Source organism: Neobacillus canaveralius, from assembly GCF_047237705.1.
Lineage (GTDB): Bacteria > Bacillota > Bacilli > Bacillales > Cytobacillaceae > Neobacillus > Neobacillus niacini_K.
The window spans coordinates 1,802,213-1,822,873 of sequence record NZ_JBDFLL010000001.1; the positions used below are offsets into that span (position 1 = coordinate 1,802,213).

Annotated in this window: 15 protein-coding genes; 10 read left to right on the forward strand and 5 right to left on the reverse strand. The window is 39.9% G+C overall.

From position 1 onward, the window contains the following. Nucleotides 1-10 precede the first annotated feature (10 nt). From ABC255_RS09045 to ABC255_RS09065, 5 genes are all read left to right on the forward strand, one after another. Entirely contained in the window at nucleotides 11-1,498 is a 1,488-nt protein-coding gene (locus ABC255_RS09045) for a glycoside hydrolase family 32 protein (RefSeq protein ID WP_412992893.1), read from the forward strand. A 31-nt stretch (nucleotides 1,499-1,529) separates the two neighbouring features. Continuing rightward, entirely contained in the window at nucleotides 1,530-2,147 is a 618-nt protein-coding gene (locus ABC255_RS09050) for a YesL family protein (RefSeq protein WP_412992895.1), read from the forward strand. 60 nt (nucleotides 2,148-2,207) lie between these two features. Further along, entirely contained in the window at nucleotides 2,208-7,613 is a 5,406-nt protein-coding gene (locus ABC255_RS09055; RefSeq protein ID WP_412992897.1) for a GH32 C-terminal domain-containing protein, read from the forward strand. A 151-nt stretch (nucleotides 7,614-7,764) separates the two neighbouring features. Next, nucleotides 7,765-9,108 carry a NosD domain-containing protein gene (locus ABC255_RS09060; RefSeq protein ID WP_412992898.1) on the forward strand — a complete coding sequence of 448 codons (1,344 nt, stop codon included), beginning with the start codon at nucleotides 7,765-7,767 and terminating at the stop codon, nucleotides 9,106-9,108. A 161-nt stretch (nucleotides 9,109-9,269) separates the two neighbouring features. Continuing rightward, a complete protein-coding gene (locus tag ABC255_RS09065) occupies nucleotides 9,270-10,547 on the forward strand; it encodes a DNA polymerase IV (RefSeq protein ID WP_412998519.1) in 1,278 nt (425 codons plus the stop codon). Nucleotides 10,548-10,592: 45 nt separating this feature from the next. On the opposite strand, the gene zwf is transcribed toward ABC255_RS09065, so the two are convergent. After that, a complete protein-coding gene (zwf, locus tag ABC255_RS09070; protein WP_412998520.1) occupies nucleotides 10,593-12,062 on the reverse strand; it encodes a glucose-6-phosphate dehydrogenase in 1,470 nt (489 codons plus the stop codon). A gap of 195 nt (nucleotides 12,063-12,257) precedes the next feature. On the opposite strand from zwf, the gene rnz reads away from it, so the two are divergent. Further along, entirely contained in the window at nucleotides 12,258-13,181 is a 924-nt protein-coding gene (gene rnz, locus ABC255_RS09075; RefSeq protein WP_412992900.1) for a ribonuclease Z, read from the forward strand. A 30-nt stretch (nucleotides 13,182-13,211) separates the two neighbouring features. On the opposite strand, the gene namA is transcribed toward rnz, so the two are convergent. The 3 genes from namA to proC all read right to left on the reverse strand — a co-directional run bounded on the left by namA (nucleotide 13,212) and on the right by proC (nucleotide 16,375). Continuing rightward, nucleotides 13,212-14,234 (reverse strand): NADPH dehydrogenase NamA, encoded by a 1,023-nt coding sequence (gene namA, locus ABC255_RS09080; RefSeq protein WP_412992902.1) that lies wholly within the window; start codon nucleotides 14,232-14,234, stop codon nucleotides 13,212-13,214. Nucleotides 14,235-14,338: 104 nt separating this feature from the next. Beyond that, nucleotides 14,339-15,478 (reverse strand): glycosyltransferase, encoded by a 1,140-nt coding sequence (locus ABC255_RS09085; RefSeq protein WP_335530780.1) that lies wholly within the window; start codon nucleotides 15,476-15,478, stop codon nucleotides 14,339-14,341. A gap of 51 nt (nucleotides 15,479-15,529) precedes the next feature. After that, complete coding sequence (proC, locus tag ABC255_RS09090; protein ID WP_412992904.1) at nucleotides 15,530-16,375, reverse strand: pyrroline-5-carboxylate reductase; 846 nt, start codon at nucleotides 16,373-16,375, stop codon at nucleotides 15,530-15,532. 303 nt (nucleotides 16,376-16,678) lie between these two features. Here proC and ABC255_RS09095 point away from each other — a divergent pair, with 303 nt between their 5' ends. After that, nucleotides 16,679-17,641, forward strand: a complete 963-nt coding sequence (locus ABC255_RS09095; RefSeq protein WP_412992906.1) for an MBL fold metallo-hydrolase — start codon at nucleotides 16,679-16,681, stop codon at nucleotides 17,639-17,641. Nucleotides 17,642-17,650: 9 nt separating this feature from the next. Further along, entirely contained in the window at nucleotides 17,651-18,448 is a 798-nt protein-coding gene (locus ABC255_RS09100) for an SDR family NAD(P)-dependent oxidoreductase (RefSeq protein ID WP_412992908.1), read from the forward strand. A 25-nt stretch (nucleotides 18,449-18,473) separates the two neighbouring features. Here ABC255_RS09100 and ABC255_RS09105 read toward each other — a convergent pair whose 3' ends face one another. Continuing rightward, nucleotides 18,474-18,668, reverse strand: coding sequence for a YqzH family protein (locus ABC255_RS09105; RefSeq protein WP_412992910.1), 195 nt, complete (start codon nucleotides 18,666-18,668; stop codon nucleotides 18,474-18,476). 292 nt (nucleotides 18,669-18,960) lie between these two features. On the opposite strand from ABC255_RS09105, the gene ABC255_RS09110 reads away from it, so the two are divergent. Together ABC255_RS09110 and ABC255_RS09115 are read left to right on the forward strand one after the other, a co-directional pair. Then, the gene (locus ABC255_RS09110) at nucleotides 18,961-20,220 is read left to right on the forward strand and encodes a Y-family DNA polymerase (protein ID WP_412992912.1); all 1,260 of its coding nucleotides are present in this window, start codon (nucleotides 18,961-18,963) and stop codon (nucleotides 20,218-20,220) included. A gap of 65 nt (nucleotides 20,221-20,285) precedes the next feature. After that, complete coding sequence (locus ABC255_RS09115; protein WP_335530788.1) at nucleotides 20,286-20,615, forward strand: YolD-like family protein; 330 nt, start codon at nucleotides 20,286-20,288, stop codon at nucleotides 20,613-20,615. The last annotated feature ends 46 nt before the right edge of the window (nucleotides 20,616-20,661 follow it).

The following is a 20,661-nucleotide window of genomic DNA, read 5'->3' on the forward strand; positions in this document are numbered from 1 at the left end:
ACGAAATTATATGAATAATGTCATAGAAAAACAGAATTATCTCGAAAAATACCGTCCACAATATCACTTCTCACCAGCGAGTAATTGGATGAATGATCCAAATGGGATGGTGTTCTATAATGGAGAATATCATCTTTTTTATCAATATCATCCAAATGGAACTACATGGGGTCCAATGCATTGGGGACATGCTGTAAGTAAAGATCTTGTTCATTGGGAACACCTTCCAATCGGTTTGGCACCAGATGAGAATGGAATGATTTTTTCAGGTAGTGCCGTCGTGGATTGGAACGACTCTAGTGGCTTTTTTGATGGGAAATTAGGTTTAGTAGCCATTTTCACACATGCAGATACTTATCCAGATTCTAATCATCCAAGACAACGTCAGAGTATTGCATTTAGCAAAGATAATGGACGTACATGGACGAAATATGTGGGAAACCCTGTTCTTCAAGAGGAAAGTATAATAGACTTTCGTGATCCAAAGGTGTTCTGGCACCGTGACACCAATCGTTGGGTAATGGTATTAGCAGCTGGCCAAACCATTAGAATTTATACTTCAAAAAATTTAACTTCATGGGAGTTTGCCAGTGAGTTTGGTGAAGGACATGGATCACATGATGGTGTATGGGAGTGTCCCGACCTATTTCAACTACCTGTTGATGGTGATGATAATCAGAAAAAGTGGGTGCTATTTGTCAGTATAGGTGATGATCCTAGCTTACAGGAAGGCTCTAGAACGCAATATTTTATTGGTAATTTTGATGGTAATTCGTTTGTAAATGATTCCTCTCGGGAAACGATTTTATGGATTGACCATGGGCGTGATAATTATGCGGGAGTTAGTTGGTCTGATGTTCCAGCCGAAGACGGGAGAAGGATTTATATTGGCTGGATGAGTAACTGGCGCTATGCAAATGTAACCCCCACAAAAGAATGGCGAAGTGCAATGACTATTCCTAGAGTCCTTGAACTAAAGACCACTGAAGAAGGTATTCGTCTTGTACAAAGCCCGATTCGTGAATTACAAGGTCTTCGGGTTGAAAATGTATCATTACGAAACGAAGCAGTAAAACCTGGTGGAAATCTTTTATCCAACGTTAATAGTAATACATTCGAAATCATTGCGGAGTTTGAAATAGGCTCTGCAACGGAATTTGGGTTCAAGGTTTGTAAGAACAGCAAGGAAGAAACGATCATTGGGTATGATGTTAAAAATAAAAGTTTCTTTGTAGATCGAACAAAATCAGGTGAGGCATCTTTCCACGATTCCTTCGCCGGAAAACATGATAGCAATCTTATATCACAAAAAATGATAAAATTTCATATTTTTGTTGATCGGTCTTCGATAGAATTATTTGGAAATGACGGAGAGTCCGTAATCACCGACCTCATCTTTCCAAACGAAGAAAATAAACAAATGGAACTCTTTGTGAAAAATGGTGAAGTTAAGTTACATTCGTTAGAGTTATATATTTTAAAATCAATTTGGCGGTAATAAAGAGAAATGGTAATTGGGGGATACTAGAATGAAAATTTTTAATAGTAGATTATTTCAGATATTGAATACAGTAGTAGATTTATTTCTATTAAATTTCTTATGGTTCATTACTTCGCTTCCCTTAATTACCTTTTTCCCAGCTACTGCAGCATTGTTTGGTGTTGTTCGAAAACGAATATTACAAAACGAGACGGACGGTATGTTTAAAAATTTCTTTGCAATGTTAAAGGAAAATTTTAAACAAAGTTCAATCCTTTCGGTACTTTGGATTGTGATCGGCATTTTCTTGTTATTTGATTATCGTCTCATTCAGCCAGAATCCTCGATTATTCAACTTATTCTTTATATCATCTTAGTTACTGGCATTTTGTTGTTCTGTTCGTTATCCATATATCTTTTTCCGATTATGGTACATTTTGAACTAAACTGGAAACTCATTATTCGGAATGCCTTTTTCTTCTCACTTATGAATCCAGTCTTAACGATTCTTTTATTGGTCATTGTGGGAGTGTGTTTCACGCTAATCTATTTTTATCCAGTTACGATTTTATTCATCGGTAGTTTCACAGCCTACGCGGTTTATTACCTATGCCAAATATGGTTTAATCAGATCCTTGACCTTAAGAAATCTAACCGCGATTTGTGATACTCAGCACAGCAGGAAAGAGAAAATCGTAATGAAAATTTTCCTAAAAAAGGTGATGGCATGTATCAAATCATAAAGGGGAACAAACTTCTCCATGTGTTTATTATTGTTATATTGACGATTCAATCGTTTATACCTTATTTTACAAGTGTTAAAGCTGCTGCACTTCCGGTGGAAAATAACGAAAACTATCGACCAGGATATCATTTTTCACCAATAAAAAACTGGATGAATGATCCAAATGGAATGGTATATTATAACGGAGAATATCATTTATTTTATCAGCATAATCCCACTGATAAAGTTTGGGGACCGATGTATTGGGGCCATGCCATTAGTAAAGATTTAGTAAACTGGGAGCATTACCCAATTGCTATTTATCCAGATGAAAATGGTTTTGCTTGGTCAGGCAGTGCTGTAGTGGATTATCAAAATACATCTGGTTTGGGGACAAAAGAAAATCCACCAATGGTAGCACTTTATACAAGTGAACTTGGCGGTGATAACCAACATGTAAGCGCTACCTATAGTGTGGATAATGGCAGAAATTGGACAACACTTTCTCAAAATCCAGTTCTAACAATGCCTAATGATCTTAAGGCAAGCAGTGGGGGTTCAGGTGTTTTCCGTGATCCAAAGGTTTTTTGGCACGAGCAAAGCAACCAATGGATCTTTGTCATAACGAGCGGGAAACGAATTGATTTCTATTCATCTAGTAATCTATTAGATTGGAAAAAAGTAAGTGAATTTTCCGATCTAAAAACAGCGGAACAAGGTCTTTGGGAATGTCCGGATTTATTCGAGCTGCCAGTATATGATGCTAACGGGAACCAAACCGGCTCGAAATGGGTTCTAACGGTAAGTATCAATCCCACACCAACTGGTGGAACCGGTATGCATTACTATGTTGGAGATTTCGATGGAACTACATTTACTCCTGGTGAAACCACGGAAGAATTAAAGTGGGCAGACTTCGGAGCTGATTTTTACGCGGCTGTAACATGGAACAATACCGTTAACCAACCAGAAGATGGTCGCCGGATATGGCTTGGGTGGATGAATAATCCTGCTCAATATGCTGGACAAATTCCAACTTCAACCTGGCGTGGTTCTGCCACCATACCCCGCGCGTTATCGTTAGTCCAGAAAGAGGAAGGGATCTTTTTAAAACAACAGCCAATCGAAGAATTAACGAGCTTACGAGATACAGCGGATGAAGTAAAAATTGTGAACAAGAAATTTACTACTGAAAATCTATTAAAGGATATTCATGCTGATATGTTTGAGATTGAAGCAGAATTCAATCTTAATGAAACGACAGCAAACGAATTGGGATTTCATGTGCGTAAAGGTGAAACAGAGGCTACGACGATTTCCTATAATATCGCAGAAGGCAAATTATCTGTAGACAGAACACAGTCAGGTAAGACAGATTTTCATCCAGGATTCCCTTCTATCCAGCAGACGAACTTGTCCGTAAAAGATGGGATCTTGAATATGAAACTTCTCGTTGACCGCTCATCTGTCGAGGTATTTGCTGAAGAGGGTACAACCGTATTTACCAATCAAATCTTCCCAAGCGAATCCAGTAAAAATATAGAGTTATATGCAAAAGACGGAGAAGTAACGATAAATTCGCTCTCCTATTATCCGTTGAAAGAAGCAAATTTTACTAGGTATGTAGAAGATGTAGATGTCGGTAACCTATCTAATACAATCGAAAATCCTGATTTCGAAACGGGTGATTTATCCGGATGGACCGTTACAGGCTCCGCGTTTAGAGCACCAGTCTCTAATATTACTGAATTTTGGGGTGGTCCGTTTGAGCACCATGGTACCTATCATGCGTGGGGGTTCCGAGGAGCGACAATTGATGACAAGTCTGATTTACGAACAGGAATGATGAAGTCATCTACCTTTGTCCTTGAGGGGAATGGAGTTATTGACTTCTTAGTTGGTGGAGGACAGAATCTTAATACATTATATGTTTCACTCGTCAATGCAGCCACCGGCGAAGAACTAATGAAGGCAACGGGGGCAAATACCGAAAAATATCGCAGAATAACATGGGATGCCTCAGAGTATATTGGTGAAGCTCTTTATATCAAAGTTGTCGACTATCACTCCGGAGGATTTGGCCATATTAATGTCGATGATTTTCATGTCTACAATGTAGATGAGAGAATTCCAGATGACCTAATAAACCCAGGATTTGAAACTGGAGATCTAACAGGATGGTCAGCGGAAGGAAATGCATTTGATGGAACTGTCACTGATCAATCAACCTATTGGGACACACAAATTCCGTTTGGGCATAAAGGAAATTATCATCTATGGGGCTTTCATGGTGACATCCCAGAACAAGCGGATAGAAGAACGGGAAGCCTGGCATCAAACACCTTTACTTTATCGGGCAATGGAGAAATCTCGTTCCTTTTAGGAGGAGGAGATGAAATGGATGCAGGAACAAAATACGACTTGTATGTTGCGCTCGTCCGTGCTTCGGATGGTAAGGAGTTATTTAAGGCGACAGGACCGGAATCTGAGGCTTACAATCGTGTTACTTGGAATGCGGCAGACTATTTAGGGGAACAGGTCTTTATTAAAGTAGTTGACCAGCATCCTGGAGGATTTGGCCATTTAAACCTTGATGATTTTCAAGTGAAAAGCCGTGGAATTCTAAGTCATTTGAAATTTGACGAAAATGAAGGGAATACCGCTCTTGATACAGTCAAAAATGAGAATTTAAAGGTTGAATATGTCTTTAATGATGCAGAGTTTAAGCCTTCTACCGATCCTCTTTGGAGGAAAGGGGTGGTCAATAATGCGCTTTTATTTGATGGGTATTCTACCTATATGAAGCAGGCTGTAAAAAAATCTGCCCAGCCTAGTGATGCCATTACAATCGAAGCTTGGGTAGCACCGCGTTCCTATGAATGGGGAGATTTAGGTCAGCTTTCTGCTATCGTTAATCAGCATAACAAAGCACGCGGGGAAGGCTTTATTTTAGGAATGGGCCGACATGGTAAATGGTCCTTTCAAGCAGGTCTAAACGGAGAATGGAAAGAAGTGTGGGCAAAAGAAGATAAAGTGCTTGAAAAAGATCAATGGTCTTATATTGTTGCCACTTTTGATCAAGACACGAAAAAGATGAAGTTGTTTTTAAATGGTGAACTAGCAGGAGAAGTGGATACTCCGCGAAATGCAACGATCACCGCTTCTGAAAACGATCTTTTAATAGGTAAACACAATACAGCTGCCGTAATAAGCGCGTTCACGACTAATATGTTTAACGGCATAATCGATGAATTAAAAATCTATAATAAAGCATTATCTGATGAAGAAATTAAAACGAATTATACTCAAGTAATTGACAGCTTTGAAAATCGTCAATTGCCTAGTCCGGATTTATCGTTTGATCGAAGTGTGTATGATGGAGATCGTTATCGACCACAGTATCATTTTCTTTCACCAGGTCACTGGATGAATGAGCCACATGCTCCATTTTATTACAATGGAAAATATCATATTTTTTATCAGCACAATCCACAGGGTCCATATTGGCACCAAATTCATTGGGGTCACGCCGTAAGTGATGACATGGTTCATTGGGAAGATGCACCTGTTGCTTTAGCACCTTCAGGAGTTTCACCAGACGGTGTATGGTCAGGTTCGGCAACGTTTGATAAAAATGGCGACCCGGCATTATTTTTTACGGCAGGAGATGATAGCAAGACTCCGAATCAAATGACAGGCTTAGCAAAGCCTGTGGATGTGACTGATCCAATGCTCAAGAAATGGGAAATGCTCGAAAAACCTGTCACAATCCAACAGCCTGATTTACCAGCAGAGGAAGGAAAAGTGATGTATGGTCAATTCCGTGATCCATTCGTCTGGCAGGACGGAGATACCTGGTATCAAATTGTTGGTTCCGGTATCGAGAATGTTGGTGGGTCAGCATTACTTTATAAATCAAAGGATTTGGAAAATTGGGAGTATGTTGGTCCATTCTTTACTGGAGATTCCAAGGCATATCCGAAAACAGGTGATGTGTGGGAATTGCCGGTCTTCCTTCCAATTGGAAAAGATGAAAATGGTGAACAAAAGTATGCCTTCTTTATCAATCCTTGGTTTAAAAGCTATAGTGAACATAACGTAAAATATGTATTCCATTGGGTTGGTTCATGGGACAAAGTAAACAATAAATTTATCCCGGATCACGAAGAGCCCAAATTATTTGATTACGGTGAACATTTTACAGGACCGAGCGGGATGATTGATGAACAAGGACGTTCTATTCTTTATAGCATTGCGCAAGACAGAAGAACGGATGCGCAGCATTATGATGCTGGATGGGCCCATAACGCGGGTTTACCGTTAGAATTGTCTTTATTAGATAATGGTGAGCTTGGAGTTGAACCAATTAAGGAACTAGAGACACTTCGTGGTAAAAAACTAATAAATATTAGAAACTCAACGATTTCAAAAGCGAATAAGCATTTAGCGAAAATCAAAGGTGATATGTTAGAAATCACACTTGAGATTAAAGCAAATTCGGATGAAAAGTATGGGATTAAAGTACGTCAATCTTCCGATTCATCGGAAGAAGTAAACTTATATTTTGATGAATCATCCGAACAATTTGGTGTAGATGCTTCTAAAATGAGTTTAGATCCTGACATCTCTAAAACAAGCAGCGCCGGAACCCTTTCTTTAGATGGGGAAAATTTAAAGCTTCATATCTTCCTGGACAGATCCATGATTGAAGCCTATGCAAATGGCGAAAAAAGCATCACCACAAGAGCATATCCAACGAGAGCGGACGCTTTAGGAATCGAGCTGTGGAGTCAAAATGGAACAGCTAAAATTATATCGATGAAAGTAAATGAGATGGGCTCTGCTTATAGTGACAACGTCGTCCCAGCATATTATGGGGATGAATCCGAACAGGAAGAAATTCCTCATGCTGAATTAACAAATCATGATTTTCAAACTGGTGATTTGTCAGGCTGGACCATTGTGGAAGGAAATACGTTCACTGATGACCATGTTACAAATAAAATTGATTGGGGCTGGGGTGGTCCGTTCGGGCAGGCAACAACATCGGTAGACCCAAATAGGTACCATCTATGGGGCTTTAACCCTGATCATGGTGGAGATTCTGCTACTGGTGTATTGAAATCTGAAAACTTTACTCTTGGAGGGGATGGTCAAATTGATTTCTTAACCTCCGGAGGGGCAGATGAGCAGCTTCTCTATGTTGCACTTGTTGATGCAGATACAAATGAAGTTCTAATGAAAGCCACTGGCCATAATGGTGAATCCTATCGGCGTGTCATTTGGGATGCATCAGAATATAAAGGTAAAAACCTTTATATTCAAGTAGTTGATAAGCATACTGGCGGCTGGGGCCACATTAATTTAGATGATGTAAATGTTCCAGTTCAAATTGAAGAAAAGCCTTAAGTAAGAAAGACCTAATATTTATTAAAGCCTTCAAATAATTATATTTGGAGGCTTTTTGATAACTTTTTAACGATTGTGAACATCAGGAAAGCTATATCAAGGAAAAAGTAGTTTATGAACAAACACACCATATTGATAGGAGAATTTATTTATGGCTAGTAAAAATTATTACGACGTAACAGAGTGGCCTGTCGGTAATCCGTATGAGGATATTGGTCAGGTAATCAATAGCATTATATCAGATATTAAAAGTAGGCAAACGGACACTGATGTGAATAAAGGCGGAAAGCCGGGTGCGGTTATCTATATTCCACCGGGAGATTATCATCTTGGCAGTCAAGTAGTTATAGACATTAGTTATCTTAAAATTATGGGTTCTGGACACGGGTTTACATCTTCGAGTATTCGTTTTAATACTTCTGAGAATGAATGGGCGGATTTGCATGAATTGTGGCCGGGAGGAAGTCGCATACTCGTAGATATTCCCCTAGAAGTAAATGACGAGGAATATAAAGGAGCTGCTTTTTATGTTGAACGAAGTGGAAATCCCCGAATAAGTTCGGTAGAGTTTTCTGACTTTTGTATTGATGGTTTGCATTTTATTGAAGATGGTTTAGGAGAAACAATTCCAGAAAACACATACACGAACCGGAAAACGGGTATTTATGTTGCAAGTGCTTGTGACTCATTTCGGATTACAGGCATGGGGTTTGTGTATTTAGAGCATGGAATTACTATTTATCATGCAGATGCACTGACTATACATGATAATTTCATAGCTGAATGTGGTAACTGTATAGAACTTCGAGGTTGGGGGCAGGCTTCAAAAATAACCGATAACTTGATAGGAGCCGGCTTTAAAGGATATTCAATTTACGCTCAAAATTTTGGTGGACTTTTGATTACAGCGAATAATGTTTTTCCACGAGGTGCGAGCAGTATCTATTTTGATGGTGTGACACGTTCTAGTATCACAAATAATAGACTTCATTCATTTTATCCAGGAATGGTTGTATTCAGGGAAAATTGTTCGGAAAACTTGGTTTCTTCAAATCACTTTTTACGTGACCATGAACCTTGGACTCCTTTTCTGGGAATAGACAATGGTTTAGATGATTTGTATGGTCTCCTCTATATCAGTGGCAATAATAATTCTGTAATTGCTAATCACTTTTCTGAAGTAATTAATACTCAGAACATCAAGCCGGTAGGTGCCACACCTGTAATCATACGTATTGTTTCGGGGAATGGAAATTATATTTCTAATAATCATGTTGTTGCCACGGTGGTTCATGCCAAGATAAGTGATTCTTGTTTCTCTGCGCAAGTAGAAGCTTTGTTGACTACCGAAGCATCAGAGCCGCTTACCGTAACAACAGTATTGGTAGAAAAAGAATCGCTTCAAAATACGATTCTGGACTCGGGAGGTGATGCACAGGTTGTTATGAACAAGACTGTAAATGCATTCAGAGCCACTCCAACGCCAGACCAGTGATAGTAATCAAGTATTCAAGAAAAATATCGGAACAACCCCAGGTCTCTATCGTTCACAGCACATACTTAAGTAAGTGTTGGACGAGTGTTATTTGTTGGGGAGCCAACTGGTTCTCCTTTTTGTTATACTAGATATACTATTGTTATAGGAGATGTGTCATGCTGAAGGAAATGTATCCGAAAAAGGGAAGAGTCATTCTGCACGTTGATATGAATAGCTTTTATGCCTCAGTGGAGATGGCGTATGACCCAGAATTGAAGGGGAAGCCCGTAGCAATTGCCGGAAACGTGGAGGAGCGCAGGGGGATTATTATTACCTGCAGCTATGAAGCTAGAAAGTTTGGTGTCAAGACTACCATGCCGCTGTGGGAAGCAAAGAAGCTCTGCCCCCAGTTAATTATTAGGAAACCTACTTTTGATCGTTACCGGACTGCGTCTATCGCCATGTTTGAGATACTTAGGAATTATACAGAACTTGTGGAACCTGTATCGATTGATGAAGGGTATATGGATATTACCGATTCCTTTGAACTTGGAAGCCCAGTCGAAATTGCTCAAAGTATCCAAAAAAGAGTTCTCGAACAGCTCGATTTGCCGTGCAGTATTGGTATTGCTCCAAATAAGTTTTTGGCAAAAACAGCCTCTGATATGAAAAAACCAATGGGAATTACGATACTGCGAAAACGTGACATCCCTGCCGTTTTGTGGCCGTTAAACACCAGTGAGATGCATGGTGTGGGTAAGAAGACGGCTGAAAAGTTAACGACAATTGGCATTAATACCATTGGAGATTTAGCAGCTGGCAATGAGATACAGCTTAAATCACTGCTCGGCATTAATGGAATTCGCATAAAGGAAAGGGCAAATGGAATCGATAATCGACAGGTCGATCCCCAAGCGGTGTCTGATTTTAAAAGTATTGGAAATTCAACAACTCTGCCAAAGGATACAACTAATCAACAAGAATTGTACCGGGTATTGGAATCATTGGCAGAAACGGTTTCAGTAAGGTTAAAACGAAAAAATGTTCTTGCAACAACACTGGGCATTACGATCCGTTTTAAAGATAGAAAAACCATTACTCGCAGTAAAAAACTTTCCAATCCTATACAGCAAAAAGAAGATATCGCTTCGATGGCGAAGCAGATTTTTATCAAGGAGTGGAACGGGAACCCTGTCCGTTTGTTAGGCATAACAGGCCATGATTTAGTGGAACATGATCTTGCCTTTAAGCAGCTGGATATATTTTCATTTGAAAAAGATGCAAAAAAAGAGCCGTTACTTAAAACTCTTTCAACACTACGAGATAAATATGGTAAGAATATCATTGAAAATGCCGGAGCCCGAAAATTAGACAAAGCTCATAATGTAGGAACGGGAACAAGTTTTAATAAAGATTTTCTTCGTACTTTTTCGCAAAAAAAGCAGGAAGACGATTAAAAAGCTCCGTCTTTGTTTTATTAACAAATTCGGAGCTTTTTTGTATTATTTACAGATATCCACGTCTAGAGCATTTACAGGCCACCAGAAAAATCCGTCTTTTTCTAACAGTTCATCAGCAGCTTTTGGTCCCATTGAACCAGATTCATAATTAGGATAGTCTTCGGCTTTCGTTTTTTCCCATACTTCGGATATATTATCGACAAAGGCCCAAGAATAGGCTACTTCATCCCAGTGAGTAAAGTTGGTTGCATCACCGCGCATGCAATCATATAGGAGCTTTTCATACCCTTCAGGAGTGTTCATAGCATGAATTCCTGTATTAGCAAAACTTAGTTTGACCTCTTGGGCATTGAGATGTCCACCAGCTTTTTTAGCGTTTAGATGAAGTGTTATTCCTTCCTCTGGCTGAATATGAATGACAAGCAGATTTGGATTCAACAGTTTCTCTGGCTGATAATAAAGATTCATCGGGATGTCTTTAAATTGCACAACAATTTTAGTTGATTTTGTCGTCATTCTTTTTCCAGTTCGGATATAAAAAGGAACGCCTGCCCAACGGAAATTATCAATCAAAATCTTTCCAGCTACGAAAGTTTCTGTGTTGGACTCCTTGTTCACCATTGTTTCTGAGCGGTATTCAGGAACCTGTTGATCTTCAACCAAACCGGACCCATATTGCCCTCGAACAAAATATTTATTTATTTTTTCACCTTTAATCATTCTTAATGAACGAAACACTCTAACTTTCTCAGAACGAACCTCGTCTGTCGTTAATTTAATCGGTGGTTCCATCGCAAGAAGTGCCACCATTTGCATCATATGGTTTTGCACCATGTCCCTTAGGGCTCCGCTTGTTTCATAATAACGACCGCGTTCTTCAACACCAAGTGTCTCACTTGAGGTAATTTGTATATTGGAGATATAGCGATTATTCCATAATGGCTCAAAAAGGGCATTGGCAAAACGAATAACTTCAATATTTCGAACCATTTCTTTACCTAAGTAGTGATCAATCCTGTAAACTTCGCTTTCTGAAAAGGCCTGACGAATTTGTTGGTTTAACACTTTTGCGGATTCTAAATCATGTCCAAATGGTTTTTCAATTACAAGTCGTTTGTAACCTGTTACATCTGTCAATCCATCCGATTTTAAATGGAGGGCGATGGGACCAAAAAACTCAGGAGCCATGGCAAGATAAAAAATACGATTACCTTCTAATTCATATTTATCATCAATTTGCTGTGCTAGATTTTTAAGGGTTTGGTATGAGCTGGAATCGGCTACATCATGTGACTGATAATAGAAATGAGAGATAAACTCATCGATTTTTTCCTTTTTGCCGAGAGCAGTTATTACCGAATCCTTTACAGAATTCTGAAACTCTTCCGTAGTTAAGGGTCTTCTTGCTACGCCTATAACTGCAAATTTGTCTAACTTTCCTTTCTGAAACAATCGGTAAAGGGACGGAAAGAGCTTCCGAACTGCTAAATCTCCCGTTGCACCAAATATCATAATTAATGAAGTCATATTCTTAGATTGTTCCACGATAAATACCTCTCTTTATATGTATTCAATTTAGATTTCACAAAAATTGACTGAACCATGTATTCAAATCTATTCCTTTAAAAGAGAATATACGCACAAAGGGTAATTGTGCAAGCGATATGCTATATTATTTATATTATTATTGGTAAAGGCGGTTTTATATTGGACATTTTATTTCTAGGCACTGGCGCCGGAATTCCAGCAAAGCTTCGGAATGTTACTTCGATTGCATTAAAATTACTCGAAGAACGTGGAGCCATCTGGTTGTTCGACGCAGGTGAAGCGACCCAGCATCAAATTTTACATACTTCGATCAGGCCGCGCAGGATCGAGAAAATCTTCATTACCCACCTTCATGGTGATCACATCTATGGTCTTCCTGGCTTATTAGCCAGCCGTTCTTTTCAAGGCGGAGAATCAGAAGTCATTGTCTATGGACCTAAAGGACTGAAAGATTATATCACAATAAGCCTTTCCGTCAGCCAAACCTATTTAAAATACCCACTAAAAATCGTCGAAATCGACGAAGGGGTTATTTTTGAAGATGAACAGTTTACTGTTGAAACTCGACTTTTAGATCACGGTATTCCTTCATATGGGTATCGGATTATCGAGAAGGATAAACCAGGGACTCTTTTAGCGGATAAACTCGTCGAGGCGGGAGTTCAGCCTGGACCGATTTTCCGGAAAATTAAAGAAGGTGAAACTGTTACACTTGATGATGGCACGATTATCGTACCAGCTGATTTTCTTGGTCCGGATATAAAGGGTCGGATTGTTACAATTCTTGGAGATACAAGATACTGTGACAACGCCATTCTTCTAGCCCAGAACGCAGATTTATTAATACATGAAGCAACCTTTTCAAAAGGGGAAGAGAAGCTTGCCTTTGATTATTTCCACTCGACCACCCATCAAGCTGCAGAAGTGGCGAAACAATCCGGAAGTAAGCAGCTCTGTTTGACCCACATCAGCTCACGCTACGATCGACAAGCTTGGAGTGAACTAGTTGCCGAAGCCCAAGAAGTCTTTCTGAATACACAAATTGCCGAAGACTTTAAAGAAATAAACATTGCTTCAAAATGATAGACGGTTTAATGCCGTCTTTCATTTTTATTAAAAAATCCATCCACGTTCGTATTGTTTCGGGCTCTCAATACTTATTCCTAATTCTTTGGCAGCTGTTCTTGGCCAGTAAGGATCACGTAATAATTCTCGAGCCAAAAATACTAAATCTGCACGGTCGTTTTGAAGGATTTCCTCCGCTTGGATACCAGTTGTAATTAAACCCACTGCTCCTGTAGCAATTTCGGCACCATCTCTAATCGTTTCTGAGAATGGAACTTGATAGCCGGGATGAACTGCAATCTTTGCTGGTACCACTGCACCTGAGCTGACATCAATTAAATCAACACCTTGTTCCTTCATCCATTGACTGAAAAATACATAATCCAGCGGTGTTAACCCCTCTTCATGATAGTCGTGAGCTGAAACACGCACAAACAGGACACCATCCCATACTGTTTTAATGGCTTCAATGACTTCACGAAGGAAGCGGTAACGATTTTCAGCCGACCCTCCGTATTCATCTGTTCTTTTATTCGATAATGGGGAGAGGAACTCATTAATTAGATAGCCGTGGGCACCATGTATTTCTATGACATCAAATCCAGCTTTTGCTGCACGCTCAGCACCTTTTTTAAACGCCTCAACCGTCTCGGCAATATCTTCTTTGGTCATTTCTTTAGGAGTCTTCATTTGCTCATTAAAAGAAATGGCCGTAGGGGCGATGATTTCACCTTCTAGGACTGCCTTTCTACCCGCATGAGCAAGCTGGATACCCGTTTTAGACCCATGCTCCTTCATCAAGTTGACAAGTTCTGTGAACCCTTCAATGTGGTCATCACTCCAAATTCCTAAATCCCTAGGCGAAATCCTGCCCTGTGGAGAGACTGCAGTTGCTTCAACAATAATCAAACCAACTTGACCAACCGCCCGGCTTGTATAATGAGTGCGGTGCCAGTTCTGTATATGACCATCTTCGTTATGACTGGAATACATGCACATCGGCGCCATTACAATTCGATTTTTTAGTGTAACATCCTTAATCGTATAAGGAGAAAATAATTTTGCAGACATTATGAACCTCCTGATGATGTTTTATGTACATCATTAATTTTTCGGTCACTATACCACCAAAGTCCATTCTAGTATAGCAAAAGGCTCTCTTTTAAAAAAAAACTTTACTCTTTGTCTCTTAATTCTCTTAATTTGTATAAGGTGCCTCTCCACATAATACCTCCGCGTTTATAGGTTAAATAGCTGGCACGGATGATTGAATAGATAAACAGCAGAGCTGTCACAGGCAATACTAGAAACATAGCGGGGGAGAATATAGTCATTTTTTTTATTACCAACATGTAATGAATCCCGCTTAACAAAATAATTCCTAAGCTTAATAGGGCGACTATTTTATCAGAAGAAAATATGGTTATAAAGGGCAGGACATTCGTAATAAAAACGCCCAATATTGCAAAAAACACCATACTAACCCGATAATGTAATCCGGCAAATGTATTTTTTTCGAGTCCGATAAATGCTTCCTGCAAACTTCCGTACCATTCAACCTCAATCAGCGTAAGCCCCGTGGCAATCCTTTGAGCATAGCCTGCTTGTTTCATTCGCATTCCAAGTTGCAAGTCATCATCGGGCCGCATTTTCACCATTTCATGTGTTCCAAAGTTGCTATATGCTTCTTTCAAAACCATGTTAAACGCGCCAATTCCAGTCCCAATTTTTGATTTGGGGTTATTTGCCGCCCATGGTCTTTTAAAATAAGAGAACCCGAATAGAAAAAAGGCTATAAATGATTTTAACCAAAACTTTTTCGCGCTAAGGTTTGGTGCAGCTGTTAAATGGTCAAGCTTATGCTTCTCAAAATAATGAAGTGCCTTTGCAAAAGCCTCTTTTTCAAACTTTACATCCGCATCGGTGAACAAAAGCCATTTTCCAGACGCTTTAAGGAAGCCTTGGTATAAGGCGTTATTTTTTCCAAGCCAGCCTTCAGGCAATACTTCTATATGAATAACCTTGATTCGCTGATCTTCCTTTTGCAAATCGTCCATCAAAAGCCCTGTGGCATCCGTCGACCGATCATTAACGAGTATCCATTCAACGTTTCGATAAGTTTGCGCCAACTGACTGAGGATACTGTCTCTTATTTGATATTCTTCATTGCGTGCGGCTACAATGACGGATAACAAAGGCCCGTTTTCTAAGCAATCCTCAGTATCTAACGCATCGATTTTCTGTAAACCGATTAGCCCGTCTATGAGAAAAACAGTCCAGACCAGGATACCCAATGAAAATAATACCGTTAGCATCTTGTACACTTCCTAGTCCTTTTTACCCTAGTTTAAATCAATAGAAATAAATTAGGAAGTTTGTTCGGTAACTTCCAGCTGTTCACGTAATGCCGCTCCCATTTTTTTCGATTGGGCCGTTGCAGCCTTAATACAAGAAATGAACGCTTGCTGGACTTGGTGTTCTTCGAGCACTTTAATCCCAGCCTCTGTTGTACCACCTGGGCTTGTTACATCTCTTCGTAACTGTTCAGATGATTTTGTGGAGTTTTTCACCATCTCAGCGGCTCCAATTAATGTTTGCACGATTAATTCACTCGCCATATCCTTATCGAGTCCAACCTCAACAGCACTTCTTTCCATTGCTTCAATAAGGTAATAAATATACGCCGGGCCGCTGCCGGAGAGTCCTGTAACAGCGTCAAGCTGCTCTTCTTCTACAAAAGTAGTCAAGCCGACTGTTCCAAACAGATCTTTCATTAATTCAATTTGCTGAGGGCTAACTCGTTCATTTACAGCAACAGCAGTGGCAGATTTTCCAACGGCTGCTGATGTATTAGGCATTGCTCTAACAACCGCTATCGGTAATCTCGCCAATGTTTCGATTGTACTCATGGACACACCAGCTAATACAGAAACTACTAGCATTCTTTCGGTTAAATATTCACGAATATATTGGATAGCCGTTGCGGCATCCTTTGGCTTCATTGATAAAATGACGATGTCAGCTCCTGCAAACAATTCGTTTAAATCATAGGTGGTACGGACGCCATACGTATCACTTAGCTTCTTCAACCGCTCTGCATTTGAATTATTTGTAACCCATACATTCTTTCTCTCAATCAAACTATTTTCTAGAATGCCTGAAATAAATGCTTCAGCCATCGAACCGGCACCAATAAATGCTATTTTTTTCATTAATTTTGCCCCCTCATAATCTTTATAAAAAACAAAAAGACCCCTCATCCGAAAAGGACGAAAGGTCTAGCTTCCGTTCATTTACTGGTCTTAATCGTCGCGAATGTACGAATCAAATTTTATTAGTGATTATGCAAGATATCGGTCTTTCTGTCAAGTGATAAAATCTGAATTTTTTATTTATTTTAAATTTATTATGCAAAAATAATGACAATCGAAAGGTAAATTCGTTACACTTGCTATATAAATAATTGTCAAAAAATGTTCACATTTTATTTATAAATAACGATAGGAGTTTTTTGAATGGCAGAATGGAAAGACGGTATCGCGAAAATAATTTTGCCGACTCCTTATGCAGTCGGGGACGTTAATGTTTACTTAATTAAAGGAGAGGTGCTGACACTTGTCGATTGTGGTGTGAAAACCAAGGATTCATGGATTGCTTTCAAGACACAGTTGTCGCAATTACATTTAAGCCCGGATGATATTGAACAGGTGATTATTACTCATCATCATGCCGATCATGTTGGAATGCTTGATTTCCTATCAGATGAGGTAGAGGTTTACGGACATCCGCTCAATGAACGATGGATTAAACCAACAGATGCGTTTTTTCAAGAACAAGAGGATTTTTTTCGAAGACAATTTGTTGACTTTGGAATTCCCTCAGAATATTTTTCGTCTCTCCTACATTTAAGACAAACATTCAGGTACTCCTGTAACCGCTCATTGACGGGAGAACTGGTTGAAGGGATGATTCCGCCGGGGTTAAGCGAATGGAAAGTCATTGAGACACCTGGCCATGCCCAGAGTCAAATCGCTCTATTTCGAGAAAGTGATGGCATTCTTATAGGAGGGGATCTGATTCTTGCACATATCTCTCCGAATCCATTCCTAGAGATGCCGGCACCAGGTGAAGTAGAAAGACCGAAGGCGCAGCTGCAGCATAATCATTCGATGAAAAAGCTGTTATCTTATCCAATTCAATGTGTTTACACAGGTCATGGCGAGGAAGTTTTCCAATTAAAAGAGCTAATTGAAAAAAGACTGATTCATCAACATGAACGTGCCATGAAGGTTAATAATTGGCTAAAAGAGGAGAAGCATACTGTATTTGAACTTTGCAAACGGCTTTTTCCTACAGCGTATAAGCGTGAATTGATATTGACATTATCTGAAACCGTGGGCCAGCTTGACTATTTAGCCTCAATCGGCGAGATTAGTAGTAGTGAGGATCATCAACCAGTCCTTTATCAAGCTAGATGAGGTGTGAGTATGGTTAGGGAACAACTTAAGGGTAAAAATATTGTCATTACCGGTGCATCTGGGGGGATTGGTGCTGAAATCGCCAAACTTTGTGCGGCAAGTGGTGCCAACCTTGTTCTGATTGCAAGAAGTATAGAAAAGTTGAAGCAGCTGCAAATGGAATTGCAGCAAAAGCATCGAGTAAAGGTAGAGGTCTATCAATTAGATGTCTCTGATACGGAAAAAGTGAAGGAAGTTTTTACAACTATTTTCGCGGAGAATGGCGAAGTAGATATTCTGGTTAATAATGCCGGTTTCGGTGTTTTCCGTGAAGCCCATGAAGCAACAATGGATGAAATCAAGGGGATGTTCGAAGTTAATGTTGTCGGACTGATGGCCTGTACAAGTATGGTACTTCCGAAAATGCGCGAACGCCGTTTTGGTCATATTATTAATATTGCCTCTCAGGCGGGCAAAATCGCTACGCCAAAATCAAGTGTTTATTCGGCTACCAAACATGCTGTTCTTGGCTATACCAATTCACTAAGGATGGAGCTTAGTGATTATAATGTTCTGGTGACATCTGTGAATCCAGGACCGATTGCAACGAACTTTTTTAACATAGCCGATGAAAAAGGCACATATGTTAAAAATGTTAAAAAGTTTATGCTTCAGCCTGAATATGTGGCTCGGAAAGTCGTTGACAGTATGCTCACGAAAACGAGAGAAATCAATCTGCCGCGCTGGATGAACATGGGCAGCGTTGTCTATGTTCTCTTTCCAAGACTATTTGAACGTATTGGAAAAAAAGCATTTAACAAAAAATAAAACCGCGACAGCGGTTTTTTTGCTTTCATCCTGTTAAAAATTCGTATACAGTATCATTCACAGCCTCGTATAAATCTACCGAAGGCTGTTCTACTTTTATTTGAATAATCCGCTCCGCAAGCGCTTCTAAATCATTACTGCTCATTGGCAGTGAATCCACTTCGGAATAATATTGTTTAAAACAATTTTTTATCATCTTAATGATGAGCTTTTTCTCCATATATGTGCACCCCATTCACAATTATACCGTTTTTTTCATCAGAAAAATAACCAAAACCATGAAACATGTCAAAAAATTTCCATTGAATGCGAACGTATATTCGCGTAATATATGTATATAATATAAGGAACAAACGTTCGATATTTAATTATGTCTAGCTCCGGGCACCATCGGCTCGAGGTCATAAGCCAATCCGTCAAGAAGGTTAAAGAGCAACCTTCATGCCGGCTCGTCTTATGCTTGTCGCCGATAGGCGGGCGCCCTACGCTTTTCGAATATGGAGGGAAAAGTCATGGTCGATTACAGCACGTTACCGCACAATCATATTTTATGCGTCGACATGAAGAGCTTTTATGCAAGCTGTTCCGCTGTCATGCATGGTCTTGATCCCTTGACTTGCTATCTAGCTGTGGCCGGTAACAAAGAACGGAATGGAAGTGTTGTGCTTGCCGCATCACCGCTTTTAAAGAAAGAATTTGGAATTAAAACAGGTTCCAGGCTATTTGAAATTCCCGATGACCCGCGCATTCAAGTGGTCGAGCCGAAAATGGCAACTTACTTGCGTATTTCTACTGAGATTACCCGTGTGTTTAATCGTTATGTACCAAAGGAAGCAATACACACGTATAGCGTTGATGAAAGTTTTATCAAGGTGGATGGGGCCCTTCATTTATGGGGGGACGCCTTTACGATTGCAGCAAAAATAAAGGATGATATTGAACGTGAATTTCAGCTTCCCTGTGCAGTCGGAATTGGTCCTAATATGTTACTGTCAAAGCTTTGTCTCGATCTTGAAGCAAAGAAACATGGCATTGCTGAATGGAAGTATGAGGACGTCCAGAACAAGCTTTGGAAGGTTTCACCGCTAAGAGAAATGTGGGGAATCGGCAGGCGTGTTGAAAAAACGCTAAATGGAATGGGCATATTTACCGTTGGTCAGCTGGCTCGCTATGATTTAGAAGCACTGGAAAAGAAATTTGGAATTATGGGCAATCAGCTTTATCATCATGCCTGGGGAGTAGACCTTTCAGATTTGGGAGCACCCCTTGTTGAGGGGCAAATCAGCTTTGGAAAAAGCCAAATTCTTTTAAGAGATTATAAAGAAGAAGAAGAGATAAAGCATGTAATTTTAGAAATGTGTGAGGAAGTAGCCCGAAGAGCGAGATCTCGCCGTAAGGCTGGGAGGACAATCAGCCTTAGCATTGGCTATAGCCAAGATGAACTCGGAGGCGGCTTTCATCGCTCAAGAACTATTAAGCAGCCAACGAATGTAACGATGGACCTTTACCGAGTCTGTCTCGAATTATTCCACGAACATTATACAGGAAAGACGGTAAGGCAGATTGCCATTAGTGTCGGAAATATCGTCGATGATTATGAGTTTCAGCTCGACTTGTTTGACATGGGTGCGGTAAAGCGGCGGGAGCTTGGCTACGTAGTGGATTCTATCCGCAGACGCTTTGGTTCAGGTTCCCTGCTGCGGGCTGTTTCCTATACAGCTGCCGGAACGGCAAAGCACCGGGCTACACTAGTTGGAGGACATAAGAGATAAACAGAAAAGCGTAAGCGCCTTGGCTGCTTGCGCTGGACAACGACGAAGTAAGGAGGAGAATGTGAATGATTCGCGACCGCGGAAGAATCAAATGGGTTTCAATGATGCTTCCTGAGCATATAAAAATGCTCAGAGACTGGGTGAAGGAAGATCAGTATGAAGAGCGGAAAGAAATCGATGAGCAGCAGCTTGAACTTATGAATATGACTTTATCAGAAGCAATCGAATTCGACCAATTCGTTACTATTACGCATTATCGAAATCGAAATTATGAAATTGTCGTTGGAAAAATTCATCATTGGGATGTAATGACTGGGCGGCTTCATATTATTGATCACTTTGAAGAAGTACACCGCATCCCGATTACAGCCATTGCAGATATCCGATTGACATAGAAAAGCGGCCTCGAAAATCAGAGGCTGCTTTTTTATATGATAATCT